At 40.7% G+C, this 14,299-nt stretch carries 8 protein-coding genes; 5 read left to right on the forward strand and 3 right to left on the reverse strand.

Translation table 11 applies throughout. The annotated features are described in order from the left end of the window. The first annotated feature begins 388 nt into the window (after positions 1-388). The gene (locus tag BLP33_RS09285; RefSeq protein ID WP_090526823.1) at positions 389-1,819 is read left to right on the forward strand and encodes an MBOAT family O-acyltransferase; all 1,431 of its coding nucleotides are present in this window, start codon (positions 389-391) and stop codon (positions 1,817-1,819) included. 3 nt (positions 1,820-1,822) lie between these two features. Further along, the gene (locus tag BLP33_RS09290) at positions 1,823-2,806 is read left to right on the forward strand and encodes a hypothetical protein (RefSeq protein WP_090526825.1); all 984 of its coding nucleotides are present in this window, start codon (positions 1,823-1,825) and stop codon (positions 2,804-2,806) included. A gap of 97 nt (positions 2,807-2,903) precedes the next feature. On the opposite strand, the gene BLP33_RS09295 is transcribed toward BLP33_RS09290, so the two are convergent. Both BLP33_RS09295 and fbp read right to left on the reverse strand, forming a co-directional pair. After that, positions 2,904-4,316: a pectate lyase family protein gene (locus BLP33_RS09295; RefSeq protein ID WP_090526827.1), complete on the reverse strand. Its 1,413-nt coding sequence runs from the start codon at positions 4,314-4,316 to the stop codon at positions 2,904-2,906. A gap of 359 nt (positions 4,317-4,675) precedes the next feature. After that, positions 4,676-5,728, reverse strand: coding sequence for a class 1 fructose-bisphosphatase (gene fbp / locus BLP33_RS09300; protein ID WP_090526829.1), 1,053 nt, complete (start codon positions 5,726-5,728; stop codon positions 4,676-4,678). Between the two features lie 501 nt (positions 5,729-6,229). On the opposite strand from fbp, the gene BLP33_RS09305 reads away from it, so the two are divergent. The 3 genes from BLP33_RS09305 (at position 6,230) to BLP33_RS09315 (ending at position 11,455) form a co-directional block, all read left to right on the forward strand. Further along, on the forward strand, positions 6,230-9,058 hold the full coding sequence (locus BLP33_RS09305; protein ID WP_090526831.1) for a TonB-dependent receptor: 2,829 nt from the start codon (positions 6,230-6,232) through the stop codon (positions 9,056-9,058). 11 nt (positions 9,059-9,069) lie between these two features. Beyond that, positions 9,070-10,497, forward strand: a complete 1,428-nt coding sequence (locus BLP33_RS09310; RefSeq protein WP_090526832.1) for a hypothetical protein — start codon at positions 9,070-9,072, stop codon at positions 10,495-10,497. A gap of 403 nt (positions 10,498-10,900) precedes the next feature. Continuing rightward, positions 10,901-11,455, forward strand: coding sequence for a histidine phosphatase family protein (locus BLP33_RS09315; protein ID WP_090526834.1), 555 nt, complete (start codon positions 10,901-10,903; stop codon positions 11,453-11,455). A gap of 73 nt (positions 11,456-11,528) precedes the next feature. Here BLP33_RS09315 and BLP33_RS09320 read toward each other — a convergent pair whose 3' ends face one another. Further along, positions 11,529-14,069, reverse strand: a complete 2,541-nt coding sequence (locus tag BLP33_RS09320) for a DUF5686 and carboxypeptidase-like regulatory domain-containing protein (RefSeq protein ID WP_090526837.1) — start codon at positions 14,067-14,069, stop codon at positions 11,529-11,531. Positions 14,070-14,299: the final 230 nt, after the last annotated feature.

The following is a 14,299-nucleotide window of genomic DNA, read 5'->3' on the forward strand; positions in this document are numbered from 1 at the left end:
GGTCTTTAAATGATAAATTAAGTTTATTTGTTACTTGGTGAGTAAAATTATTTAATTGACTATCAATAAAGTATGAGCTAAGTTCAATTGCCCGTAAATTGTAAATCTGACGCCATTTTACACGTTTAAACTGTAAAAGGATATAAATCGCTTTACATTTTAGTTGTTGTGTTATATGATAAGCCGGTTAAAGATTTTTTATCAAATGGTTGGAGAATCAATTCACTTTGGGGTTACAGTGCATGTATTCCTGAACTTGCTATGTGCTGATCAGATTTTGGCTGTGAAGTTTGTTGCCTGATTTTACAGAATGATTTACGATCGCAGTGCCGCTATTTTATATCATTTTATTTTCAGTTAGGTTTAATTAACCAAAAAGAACCTGGCGATGATATTTAACTCATTTACTTTTCTGCTGTTTTTTCCTGTGGTAACGGCTTTATATTTTCTGGTGCCCCATAAATTTAGGTGGCTGCTGCTTCTTATAGCAAGTTGCTATTTTTATATGTTCTTTAAAGCCATTTATATCCTCATTCTGTTTTTTACAATAATTATCGACTATACCGCGGGCATTTACCTGGAAAAAGTTAATGCCCCTAAGAAGAAGAAGCTTTTGTTAATATTAAGTCTTACGGCAAATATTGGCGTACTGGCGGTATTTAAGTATTTCAATTTTTTTAATGCCAATTTATCGGGATTGCTATACTGGATGGGGTACACTAACCCGATTCCGTTTTTACAGATCCTGCTTCCCATAGGTTTGTCATTTCACACTTTTCAGGCCATGAGCTATACTATTGAAGTTTACCGGGGCCATCAAAAGGCCGAACGGCATTTCGGTATTTATGCTTTATACGTGATGTTTTATCCGCAATTAGTTGCAGGCCCAATTGAACGTCCTCAAAACCTGTTACCACAATTTAAAACCGAACATCATTTTAATGCCTTGGATGTTTCTGAAGGGTTAAAACGAATGCTGATCGGTTTTTTTAAAAAGGTTGTTGTTGCCGACAGGTTATCTATATATGTAAAAACTGTTTTTAACAATTATCCTGAACACGGCTCGGCCACAATTGTGCTTGCTTCATTGTTTTTTGCAGTCCAGATTTATTGCGACTTTTCGGGCTACTCGGATATTGCGATAGGCAGTGCCAGGGTGATGGGCTTTAAACTGATGGAAAATTTTAAACAACCTTATTTTGCAAAAAGCATAAGCGAGTTTTGGAGCAGGTGGCATATATCACTTTCTACGTGGTTTAAAGATTATGTGTATATACCCTTAGGAGGCAACCGGGTTAGCAAAGGCCGGTTGTATTTAAATTTATTCGCCGTGTTTATGATCAGCGGTTTGTGGCATGGCGCCAATTGGACATTTATTGTTTGGGGCGCTTTACACGGGTTTTACCTCATTTGCGGAATGGCAACGCAGAAGTGGAGGACGGCAACAGCAAGTAAATTAGGGTTAGGCAGCGGAGTATTTGCCAATTTCTTAAATATATCTTTTACAATATTCCTGGTTACTATAAGCTGGATCTTTTTCAGGGCTGTATCATTAGAGCAGGCCTGGGGTTTGTTAAAAGGTGTTTTTATTTATAAACCCGGCTTTTTCATAGGCGAACCTTCTTATTTTCTGTATGACTTGATGGCTATAGCCGCCTTGTTTTTTTACGAAATAAAGCAGGAATACGGCCATCATTCATTACGGTTTCTTCACAATGAAAATTGGGGGATCCGCATGGCTTCCTATTTAGGGTTGGTTTTTATAATCCTGTTGTTTGGCGTTTTTGACGGCGGACAATTCATTTACTTTCAGTTTTAGATTATGAAGCAGTTGAAAGAAAACAGCAATAAGTTTTTTATCAGGTTGTTATTGATGATTGTGGCTTTTGTGGCTGTTGATCAGGCAGCCGGTATGTTCCTTTATTATTTTTTTACACACCAGGTTTCCGGCGAATACGCTGTCGCTAATCACGTTGTGTATAATTTAAATGAAGATGTGTTGGTTTTGGGAAGCTCAAGAGCTTCTCATCATTATAACTCATCGATTATAAAGGATGGTTTACACCTAAGTTGTTTTAATGGCGGCCGGGATGGCGAAGGGCTTTTATATAGTACAGCAATTTTTGAACTGGCATTACAGCACCACGTTCCTAAGGTTGTTGTATTAGATGTAACGAGCGATGTGTTAAGTGAAAAGGAAGATGAAAAGAACAGGCTTTCCATTTTACTGCCTTATTTAAAACAATCGGATGTTATCGGCAATATGATTGAAAAGAAAGACCGGCTGGAGCTAATAAAAAGCCATCTTCAAACATACCGCTACAATGGCCAGGTGGTTTCTATATTTCAGCATTACTTTTTATCATCAGGAAACACTGTCATGGGCTTTAATCCTTTAGATAATAAAATGGACGTCAGCCGGGTTTCAACCCATACATCGCTTAAACCATATTCAGACAGCATATCGGCCGATAATGTAAATGCGCTGGATTTGTTTATAAATGAATGTAAGCGGCAAAAAATTCAATTGTTTGTATTTGTATCGCCGAGGTATAACGATGATACCCAACAGAATTCCTATTTAAAATTGAAAAGTACTTGTAACAGTAACAAGGTTGTTTTTCACGATTTTACCAACGATGCATATTTTAAAAACCCGGAATACTATTCGGACAGGGCGCATTTAAACGGCAGAGGAGCCGACCTGTATACCGATACCATTGTGGCTTTTATGAAAAAAAGATTAAGCCCTGCGGCTAACGTTCAATACTTCAGTAAAAACCAGGAGCCCCTGCGTGAAAATTGATTATTGTATCGTAGCTGGGATCAATAAAAAGTGAAAGGCCGCTTTTATGATAATTCATAAAGCGGCCTTTCACTTAGCATGGGGATGAATAATTTAATTAATTAACTGTTTTAACGCCGGCACCTGCTGTTACCACTGCCGGAACGTTTGCAGCAGCATCAAGCAACGTGCTGTAAGCGTATGACGGCACCCAACTTGATAAAGATGAGGTGATGTCGTTAGCACCGCAATTAGAATAAATGTTGGTTGATATACCGCTGAAGTAACCTACAGGGTCGCCATCTAAGTTAGTAGTAAGTGGCTTTCTGCAGCCTGAGAAATATTCATTATCTGTCCTTACTGTACCACCGTATCTTGCACCGATGGAATAACCATCGTTGTTTAAGTGGTAGTTATTGTACATGTGGATAGTACCGAATACCAAAGTTGGCTCCCTTTCAGACACATTGTACCAGTAGTTGTGGTGCAATGTAACGTGTAGTTTGCCGGTGTTGGCTGTAACAGCATCGCTTGTTACCGAGCCAATAAGCAATGACAAGTAGGTGTCATGGAATTTGTTCCATGAAATGGTTACGTAGTCAGAGCCTTCGGCAACGCCGATATCTTTACCCCAGTAATCCCAGCCATGGCTGCGGTCTGTTGCAAAATCGCAATGGTCAATCCAAACGTGGTTCGACTGGAATTTAACGTAAACACCGCATTCGGTTACGTAGTTTCTAAACGTAACGTTTTGGATAATGATATTGCTTACAGTGAACAGGTAAAGGTTAAGGCTTGATAAAACGGCGCCGGTTTTACCGATGATGGTGGTATTTGAACCAACATACACAGGAGTTACGCCTGATCCGCTAATTGTTCCGGAAACATACACAATCTTGGGCGAATTGCCTGACACCGCAGATTTGAACGCAGCCAGTGTGTTTACAGTTACCGTGGTACCGCCTTTACCACCGGTTGTTGTACCGTTAACAGCAGCGTAACCGGTTAATACTGTACTCAAAACGGAGCCCGATGCGGTTGTTGTTGAAGTACTTGTAGCCGGAGCGGTTGTGGTGGTAGTAGTTGTTGTACCGGTAAGGGTGTAAGTGTACTTTCTTCCGTTTGTCAGAGGGCTGCTATTGTCGGAAGTTGAGAAATACAATCCGGTATCCCAGTGACTGTAACGCCCTTTACCAAGGTTTCTGATGTCACTGTGAACAGAATGAGCCGGACCTAACGCAACACCATTTTCATAAAGTTGGAGTGTTGACGCTGTTGGCTGCGTGTTTGAATCGCCGCTTACCTGAACGGGGCTGAATTTGTAAGCGTAACCTTGATCTAACCGGATTGAAGATGTGGCCATCGTGTAGACGGTGGGGGCTGTTGTTGCCAGGCTTTTGCTGGCGTTTAAATCATTAATTGGAACGGTTACTGGTTGGTCTGCATTTTTGGAGCAACTTCCGATGAGGATAATTGCGCTCAGTGCCAAACTGCCAAAAGTCATTTTTTTTAAAGATTTTGTTTTTTGCATGTTATAATTTTTAATTAAGCCCTCGAAACGTGGTCTTATATTAAAAATTACCGTTGATTTTTTCCTAAAGATATAGACTAAAAGCTTAAATAGTTCAAAAATGCTGATTCTGCTGTTTAAACGTGTAAAGTTATGTGTATTTGTGACACGTATAGTTGTGAAGTATTTTACACTTCATGACATTTGGATGACAATTTTAGTTCAGAAGAAAAAACAATTTTCGTCGATTATTGTCTTATGTCACTTTAAAACCAAGTTTTGCCCAGTATTTTTAACTTGCAATTAAAGCATTAAATTGTGAAAGCAGCTTTACAAAAAGTTGGCGCTTAACGTGGTCACTATCGCGTTTTTCAATATTCTTATTGAATTTTAACTTCTCCTTCAAACGATTTCACAAATAATTTTGGAGAAAATGATGACATAAATTCTTCGGCTTTGAGTACCATATCCATTGAGCCAATAAATATGGAGGATCGCTGGTGTAGTTCCTTTACTTCAATTTCCATAATTCTTTTGTATCCGTCTGATGCTTTGCCGCCGGCTTGCTCAATAATATAAGCCATAGGGTTACACTCGTAAATCAGCCGCAGTTTTCCCTTTTTTGCGCCTGTAGTAGGGGGATAAATAAAAATTCCGCCTTTTATTAAGGTCCGGTGTATATCCGCAACCATCGATCCTGTGTACCTGGAAGTATATGGTCGGTTGGTATCCGGATCTTCTACCTGGCAATATTTGATATATTTTTTTACCCCATCCGGAAAATGAATGTAATTGCCTTCGTTTATTGAGTAAATTGTTCCTGCTGCCGGAACAGTCATGTTAGGGTGCGAAAGACAAAACTCACCGATTGAAGGATCAAGGGTAAAGCCATTAACACCCTTGCCTGTGGTATATACAAGCATCGTTGAAGATCCATAAATGACATATCCTGCAGCCACCTGCTCGGTACCAAGCTGTAATACATCTTCGTTTGTGGAATGTTTCCCTGTGTCTGATTTTCGTCTGTAAATAGAAAATATGGTTCCTACGCCTACATTGACATCGATATTGGATGATCCGTCTAAAGGATCAAGTGCAACAACGTAGTTTGCTTCTTTTGAAATATCCGAATCTATAACCAGGTATTCATCATTTTCTTCCGAAACAACTATACAGCATTCCCCGCCGCTTCTTAATGCTGCTATAAACTGCTCATTGGCATAAATGTCCAGCTTTTTTTGTGACTCTCCCTGAATATTGGAGGAGCCGGCATCACCTAAAATATCAACAAGGCCGGCCTTGTTAATTTCCCTGTTTACTATTTTGGCGGCGATCCCAATATCACGAAGTAGCCGAGAAAGCTCGCCTTTGGCATAAGGAAAATCTTTTTGCCGCTCAATAATAAATTGTCCAAGAGTTTTAAATGCCGTCATATTTTTCGATGTTTAATGTGTTTAACCCGGTAGCTTAAAAGAAATTGGTTAACAGAATACTTACCGATTACCAATTATAACATGGTATTTACATATTGCACCCACAATGCTGTTAATTATTTACGCAAACGTTTGCGTTTTTGCTTGGTTAACCAATTTTATGGAAATGTTATTTTTAATTGATAAACAGTCTGTTAGCATAGCTTCGCATGGTGTATTTTTAAGCTATCGTGTTAATCGGGGATAATCAGCTACCTTGTTTTCGAGGATAGTAGCATCAACAGGTTAGGAGTTGATCCTACCTAAAATAAAAGCCGGATAAGCTGAAAGGACAGCCTTGTTATAGAAGCTGCCCATCTTAATTTGGAGGTAATTAATGCAATTCAGCCTTTTATGTTAAGCATTTATTAAGTTTGGGTTATCTAATAGTTTTAGGCTCTTTTATTCAATTTTTCTCCAGTTTTCAGCGGGTTTCTTTGCGGAAAATTAAACCCGTTGTTCATGAAATACACCTACTTTCTTTACAGGCTATTGCTCTTGTTTTCAATATGCCTGTTATTTTCTGTTTCGGCTAATGCCCAAACCATAAGGGGAAAGGTAACCGATACTAAAACCGGCGAACCCCTTACCGGAGCAACAGTTCACTTAACCCAGGATGGGGTTAGCAAATTTGTTGCGGTTAACCTTAATGGCGCTTATAGCTTTAAAAATTTAAAGAATGGGCCATACAAAATACAGGTAAATTATGTTGGTTACGGCCCTTCTAAAGTTAGGGAGGGCAATATTACATCGGTCAATGAAGTCATTACGGTAAACGTGGCCTTGCAGGACGCCGATATGCAGATGACAGAAATACAGGTTAAAGCCCAGACAAATAAAGAATCTGATGGCGCTGTGCGTAGCATTGAAAAAAATGCACCGATGGTTATCAACGTACTTTCGGCAAATGCAATAAAGTTATTGCCCGACGTTACTGTGGCTAACGCTTTACAGCGTGTTAGCGGTGTAACCATTCAGCGTTCGGCAAGTGGCGAAGGTCGTTACGCTATCATTAGGGGTATGGACCAGCGTTACAACTCAACATTGGTAAACGGTATTAAAATACCAAGCCCGGATGCTCAATACCGGTTTGTGCCTATGGATATATTCCCTTCAGAAATGCTGGAAAGGCTTGAAGTGATCAAAGCGCTTACCCCAAGTATGGAAGGCGATGCCATTGGCGGCGTGATGAACCTGGTGATGAAAAGTGCTCCAAGCCAGTTTACTTTCAGCGCTAACGTATCAGGTGGCTTTTCTACCCTGTTTTCGTCAAGCAGGCCATTTGTTGGTTTCAGCGCATCTCCTAACAGCAAATCTCCGGCAGCAATCAATGGTAACAGCTATGCCGCTACCTATGCCGATTTTAGCAATAAGGCGCTTACAAGCGATAAAAATATTTCAACTCCTTTTAGCTCAACCGCCGGCCTCACTATTGGTGATAGGTTTTTGAATAAAAAATTAGGCGTTATTGTATCTGCAAGTTATCAGAACATATACCGTGGTTCTAACTCAAAGCAGCTTACGCCAAATGCGCAGCCTTCAGCTATCCCACTACCAAACTCGCCGCAGTTTTCTGATGCTTATGACCGTACTTATTCAACCCAAACAGAACGCGTAGGTATCCACAACAAAATAGATTACGCGATTAACGACAAAAACAAGATCTCGTTATACAACCTATACATTCATCAAAGCGAATTTGAATCGCGCTTTACTTCTGATACCCTTGGTTTGGGCTTAAACTCAACTGGCTTAAGCAAGCAGATCACCATCTCAAACAGGAGTATGCTAACCAAGCAAAATATCTATAACTCAACCTTGCATGGTGATCACTGGCTTGGTAACGAGTGGCGCTTAAACTGGGATGGGGTATATTCTGAAGCTACGAGGCACCAGCCGGATAGAACCGAGTTTTTTTATGATGCCAATAAAAGCCTCAATAACTCGGGAGCCGTCACTGCCGAGGTTGACAACAATACCCAGTTAGACCATCATTGGGAAAATAACCGCGATAAAGACATTTCGGGATACGCTAATCTGATCTATACTCCTAAAATTGCCGGTAAAGATGTTGAGTTTTCTGCAGGTGGTTTATATCGCCATAAAGTGAGGGATGCTGATTATATCACTTATTCATTAACCGGTGGTAAATCAACCTTGTTCAATAATAATTTCGACGCTATCCCTTTTGCATTCAATTCGGCTGCTGATGGTATCGGTGCCAATAACCCCGATCTGCAAAACAACTACCACGTAAGGGAAAATGATAATGCCGAATATTTACAGATTAAGTTTGATCTGTTCCCGAAACTGCAGATATTAGGCGGCGTGCGAATCGAAAATACCGATTTGACCTACAACACCCAATCGCCCGAAACGGTTACACAAAGAAGCGGTAACATTAAATACACCGATGTATTACCAAGCATCCACTTAAAATACCAGTTAACAGATAATCAAAATATCCGTGCTTCATACTTTGCGGCAATAAGCCGTCCGGGCTTTGGTGAGCAGGTGCCATATAAAGTTACCGGGGAATATTATGACCAGGTAGGTAACCCATATTTAAAGCATATCACTGCCGATAATTACGACGTACGTTATGAGTTTTTCCCTGGCGGTGCCGATCAGTTATTGTTAGGTTCTTTCTACAAAAAGATCTATAATCCAATTGAGTACTTTGTTGTGCGCAATGGTGGTCCGAGCGATCAGGTTATTAAACCTCAAAATGACCCTGGTAATGCTACCAACTATGGTTTTGAAGCTTTGGCTACTAAATTCTTTGGTGTGATAGGCTTTTCAATCAACTATACTTATACCCACTCAAGGATAACCACCAACAAATTGCTTTACTCAAATGACCCAACATTGGGTTTACAGCAAACCAATGTGAATCAAACGCGTCCGCTGCAAGGTCAGGCAGACCATGTGGGTAACGCATCTGTATTGTACAAAAGCGCGAAGTTAGGTTTGGATATGCAACTGGCTTTTGTTTACACCGGCGAGCGTTTGGCGCAGGTATCACCATATTATAACCTCGATTTTTACCAGCATGCCTACAACCAGTTAGATTTTTCTTTCGAAAAAACTATAGCCAAAAGATTTTCTTTCTATGGCAAGGTTAATAATATCACCAACGCGGCCAGCAAAATCTATTTGAAATACCCGCATGGTAGTCTTGATGCAAAGCAGCAGGAGTTTTTAGGCAAACAGGACATTGCAGGTCAAACGCTTGTACAAAGCGACTATTACAAAACACTATTCCTTGGTGGTTTCAGGTATAAATTATAATAAAAACAACGATGAAAAAATATATAATCCCAGTTATTTGTATCCTGATGGCAGCCGCGTTTTCCGGTTGTCAGAAATGGAAAGGTGAGCACATGGACATTTACAGCTATACACCACCGGCTGCAAACCCGGTAAGTGATAAAGCCCCGCTTTCATGCAGCTCAAGCGGTTCAACAGTAATCCCGGTAAAAGGTACCATGCTTACCGGCAAAACATACACCGTTGAAGACGGTTGTGATTTGGTGATCAACCCAACTGATACTTTATTATTGCAGCCTGGTGTAAGATTAAACATGGGTGCCGGGAGCAGCCTTATAGCGCTTGGTACCCTGGTGAGTAACGGGTCAAAAAATCAGCCAAACTGGATCACCGTCCCTGGTATTGTAAAAAACGATGCTCCCGGTGGCCTTACAGCAGCTGCCGATCCTGCATACGCTGGTAAATGGAAAGGCATTATTGGCGGACCAACTTGTAATTTATTAGTGCTAAGATGGACACATGTGGAGTATGCCGGCTTAACCGAGGGAAAAGCAACATCAACTATTGCCGGTTCGGGTACAGGCAACCAATACAGTATCTTATTTGCCAACTATAAAGGCAGCTTCATAATGGAAGATTCCTGGTTATACGGTGGGGTGGATGACCCTATTAGGATCTCAGCAGGTAAAATAGCTATCTTCAGAAATACTTTTGAAAAAAATGGTGTCAGCGGCGGTGACTGTTTAAATGCCAAAGGTGGTACTGTTGGTACAATGGCCTACAATATGTTTATCGGTACCGCCACCAATGGCCAAAAGGCTTCAAACAAAGGTCAGGCTACGGGTGCACCGCAAACCAATATTGTAATGTATAACAATACATTTGTTAGTGGTGGCTACCGCCAGGTGCAAAGCGGTCGCGGTGGTTGTATCAATTTTGAAGAAGGTGCAGCGGGTATGTATTACAATAATGTGGCAATTAATTGCAAGGTCGGTTATCGCGTAGTTGGCAGCCCGGTTGCCGATGTTGCCCACCTTTCGTATGGTAATAACTATCAATGGGCCGATTCATTAAGTGTAGCCAACCAGTTTTATCCAACAGGCTACATCACGCAGCCGCAAAGCACGGATATTCCATCAATCACAACATCGGCAAAATACCTGCCTTCAAATTATACTTTAGGTTCTATTTATGATGGCAACGATGTTGTACAAAAAAATAACCCGATGTTCCTGAACTTTCCGCTGCCAACTGTAGGTCATCCGTTGTACCAATATAACGCCATAGGTAACTTTAACTTCCGTTTGCTGGCCGGCTCGCCGCTTATCGGTAAGGGTAACACTACCATTAAACCGTTAATTACGGTACCGCTTGATAAGGTTTATGGCTTATCTGACGCAACATTACCTGGTGCCGATCTTGGGGCATACCAGTTAAATGGCTCAGGAAATCAGCATTAAATTATTAACTATTATAAGGATGAGGCTGTATCATATATCATGATCGGCCTCATTTTTTGACTTATTCAGATGCTTAAGCGATATATAATTCCGGGTTGAATTTACTAATAAAAGGGGAGGTAACAGGGTTAACACAATTCAGGGTTGACATTTAATTATATAGCTGATAATCAGTTAATTGAATTTGTTTTTATCCAAAAAAGTGTTAACCCCCTTTTTTTGTATAAATATTTAATTATGTGTCTAATAATCAGTTAGTTGATAGTTCTTTCTTCAGAAAACATGTTAACCCCGTTTTGTATAAATATTATCGGCTGAATTTCAATTCACAGGTAACATAACTCCAAGGTAGTCAATTCGACTAATGATACAGCCTCGTCCTTTTAAAGACTCAATTACAAAAATGAAAAAGATCATTCGTATCCTGTTTTTATTTATCATATCCCTGTTAGCTATACTATCAGTTAAGGCGCAATCAACTGATTTAAAGATTGCCTTTATCCGTCATGCTGAAAAGCCATTGAAGGGCGATAATCTGAATTGCCAGGGAATAAACAGATCGTTAAAGTTACCGGCTATACTAACCGCCAGATTTGGAGTGCCTGACAAAATATTTGTGCCCGGCCTGGGGCTGGGAGAGGCTACCAAACACTCGAGAATGTTTCAGACCATTGTGCCGCTTGCTGCCAAATACAATTTAACGGTAAACAGCTCACGTACCGAGAAGGATTCTTTAGGTTTGGCTGCCGATTTAAAAAGCCGTACCGGTGTAATATTAGTGGTATGGGAGCATAGCGGCATTGCACCAATAGTACGTTCCTTAGGCATAAAACAGGATAACCTGAAATGGCCGGATGATGATTACGATAGCATTTGGGTTGTCTCCTTTGAAAACGGCGAAGCTGTTCTTACCCGCGATAAGGAAAATATCGATCCAGGAAAAGATTGTAATTTTTAAGTTGTTTGAAAATGAAAGTTTCATAGCCGTTGACTTTAGTCAATGGCTATGATTACCTGTAATGCCAAATTGCTTAAAAATCCGGGGCGAAACTAAATTTAACGCCATATTCCGCAGCCCCCGGATGGTCAAGGTAATTAAACCTTTTGATCCCGTCTATCCGCAAAAACTTAAAGATATTACCTATACCTACTCCGGCTTCTATATAAGGTTTAGTGCCTAAAGCATAAGTACCATTTGCCCCGTTACCACCTACCGGGAACCGGAACAAGTTAGGTGAATAAAGTGGATTATTTTCGTTACGCAAGCCACCGAATAGTATTTTGGCTGATAGAAATTCCCTCCATTTCAGGTGTTTTATCAATGGGAATTTATTCAGCAAAAAGCCGCTGAAGCTATGGGTTAAGTTAATACCCGCATAATGATCGCTTACAAACTCAAGGTAGGTTTGCTGGTTATAGGCATCCTCATCATAGGCGAGTGACTGGTTAGCCGGGGCCAGATTGAGGAGTGGAAATGGCACTTTACCCACTAAATAATTTCCAAGTACAGTAATATCAGTATAACCAAGCTGAGACAGGTAAAACCGTTTGAAAATGCTTGCTTTAACACTGGTGAAATCATATTCACCATTGAACAGGCCTTTAAAGCCATGATTGATCTGCAAATTTATGATCGGGTATTTGCTGTAGATGGTGCGGCGGTAAACCGTTCCCTGTAAAATTTGCTCATGCGGTGCATACCTGAAAGCGAGGTTCAACTCGCTGGTAGTAATGTCATGAACCATAGTGTTGGCATCATCATTATATTGAAACACTAATGCCGCGGCGGGGCGCTGGTTCCAGTTTCTAAACGCAAGATCGAACGAAAAATGGTTTTCAAAGTCCTTTACATATTCAATTTTGGCAATCTTACTATAAAGCCAGTATATTGTTTTTCCTGTTGAAAACGATGCAAGCGCGGCTTGCTGATTGATAGTAGAAAGGTCCCTCCCCGGTACATTAACATCATTTAAATAGCTTGCCTTAAGGTAGTCATTAGGGTAGCGGTAAAAAGGTGTTTTATTGAATGAGTAAAAAGTTGCGATATTGTATTTATAAGCCTTATCGCGAGTACCATAGGCGCCAAATCCTTCAAAATAAATTGATTTGCTTAAATCGGTGGTGGTACGTCCGCCAATCTGAAAGCGGGAGCCTTCCTGGCTGTCCCGGGAATAAAATGTGCCAATGGGGCCTATCAGCACCGGGCCCGCCTTGGCATAACCTCCGGTAAAAGTAGCTGCAAACCAGGTTGCCCGTTTAAATTGCGGCATTTTTTCTAACCGGGAGATGCGCGGGTACATCTTCGACTGATGATCGGTTAGTGTATCCGGCCGGTTACGAGCCCAGTATGAGGTGTCGGGCTTGTCTGCATCGGGAGCTATCTGCAATTCTTTGCCCTCATAAAATGCGGCGGGAAGCGGTTTGTCTGCTATATAGTTAGAGAAAATTACCGTTCGTTCGCCCATTAACCCAAGGCCCTTGTTTTTTAAAATGCCGAAATCGGCTTTAACATCGCTTTTGCTTAAAAAATACCGGCCGTTAGGGTTTTGCTCAAAATCAAGCGTGATCTTGAGCGTTCGCATGAAGTTAATATTGATCTGTTTGTTCACATTAAGTTCACAGCTCCGTACGGCATAGTTGCCCGTCATACTTACAAGCAATTTACCTTCAAAAAGCAAGTCGCCTTTGGTACGTGGTGTAAAACTTAGTTCAATCAGTTTTTCCTTAGCAGTCTGTATGGTATCGGTAATGAAAAATTTGTAATAATTAGGAGAGTGATCTGCAATAGGGCTCAGGAACTGGTTGGTAATGATAAAAACATTGTTATCATAAATATCAATTACATTACCGTAAAGGCGGTTCATATAAACATCAAGGCCTGCCGTATCAATAAATTTAAGGATGTTGGCTTCCTTTTGCGCTTTGAGCACACTGATGGATTTAGCCGGATCTTTGCGATAGTAATTTTGATATTGCTTTTCGCTAAGATACGCGGGAAGCAACACCTGGGTTTGCCCGTTATCTTTTACAGTATCAAGCATAAACTGGTACATCTTAAAATAACGGCTGTTCATCAGTTTAGAAGGAACGTCGATAAATGACAGATTGATGCGCTCATATTGGTCATATTGCAGGTAATCGGCGCTTTCCATGCGGTTTTGCTTTTTATGGTCGATCACCTGCTGGATAAGCTCAACCGCAGGGTTGCCTTTATTACGGTATCGTTGTTTCTTTCCGGAAACAACCTTAACCTCTTTAAGCTGGGTTTGACTATCATGTAACCTGATGTGCAGAACGTTTACCTGTCCAGGTTTAATCACTTTTGTAACGGTTTGATAGCCAATATAAGAGAAGGTAACATGCGTAAAAGCTCCCGGGGCGTTTAACTCAAATTTCCCGTCCGGTTCTGCAATGGTTCCGTACCTGCCGCCAACAACTTTAACATTAATACCCGGAAGCGGCTGCCCCGAGGCGTCATCTACCACTTGTCCTTTAATGCTCGTTATTACCTGAGCTGATGGTTTTTTAACGCTGTCTGGTTGTTGTGCTGTGCTGCACAACGGAAACAACATAAGGATAAGCAATGGAGTTAAAAGATTAGAGAATAGCAGTCTTGTTGAGTTTGACGTTCGGGAATAAATCTCAAAAGAGGATAGCAAATTGTGGTAGATTAAGGGTACAAAAAGTGTTCAGTTTTATTCATATTTCGGGCGTGTGCCCGGAATATGCTTTTCAATTGTTTTAAACGTACAAATTAAATTTGAATTGTTACAAAAGATAGTATTATTTTAAGATTAACAGG

Origin of the sequence: Mucilaginibacter sp. NFR10, assembly GCF_900100445.1 — a bacterium.
GTDB lineage: Bacteria > Bacteroidota > Bacteroidia > Sphingobacteriales > Sphingobacteriaceae > Mucilaginibacter > Mucilaginibacter rubeus.

Excerpts from the sequence above, each read along its gene's own strand:
- BLP33_RS09285 (WP_090526823.1), top strand. The coding sequence starts at position 389 with ATGATATTTAACTCATTTACTTTTCTGCTGTTTTTTCCTGTGGTAACG.
- BLP33_RS09290 (WP_090526825.1), top strand. The coding sequence starts at position 1,823 with ATGAAGCAGTTGAAAGAAAACAGCAATAAGTTTTTTATCAGGTTGTTA.
- BLP33_RS09295 (WP_090526827.1), bottom strand. The coding sequence starts at position 4,316 with ATGCAAAAAACAAAATCTTTAAAAAAAATGACTTTTGGCAGTTTGGCA.
- fbp (WP_090526829.1), bottom strand. The coding sequence starts at position 5,728 with ATGACGGCATTTAAAACTCTTGGACAATTTATTATTGAGCGGCAAAAA.
- BLP33_RS09305 (WP_090526831.1), top strand. The coding sequence starts at position 6,230 with ATGAAATACACCTACTTTCTTTACAGGCTATTGCTCTTGTTTTCAATA.
- BLP33_RS09310 (WP_090526832.1), top strand. The coding sequence starts at position 9,070 with ATGAAAAAATATATAATCCCAGTTATTTGTATCCTGATGGCAGCCGCG.
- BLP33_RS09315 (WP_090526834.1), top strand. The coding sequence starts at position 10,901 with ATGAAAAAGATCATTCGTATCCTGTTTTTATTTATCATATCCCTGTTA.
- BLP33_RS09320 (WP_090526837.1), bottom strand. The coding sequence starts at position 14,069 with ATGTTGTTTCCGTTGTGCAGCACAGCACAACAACCAGACAGCGTTAAA.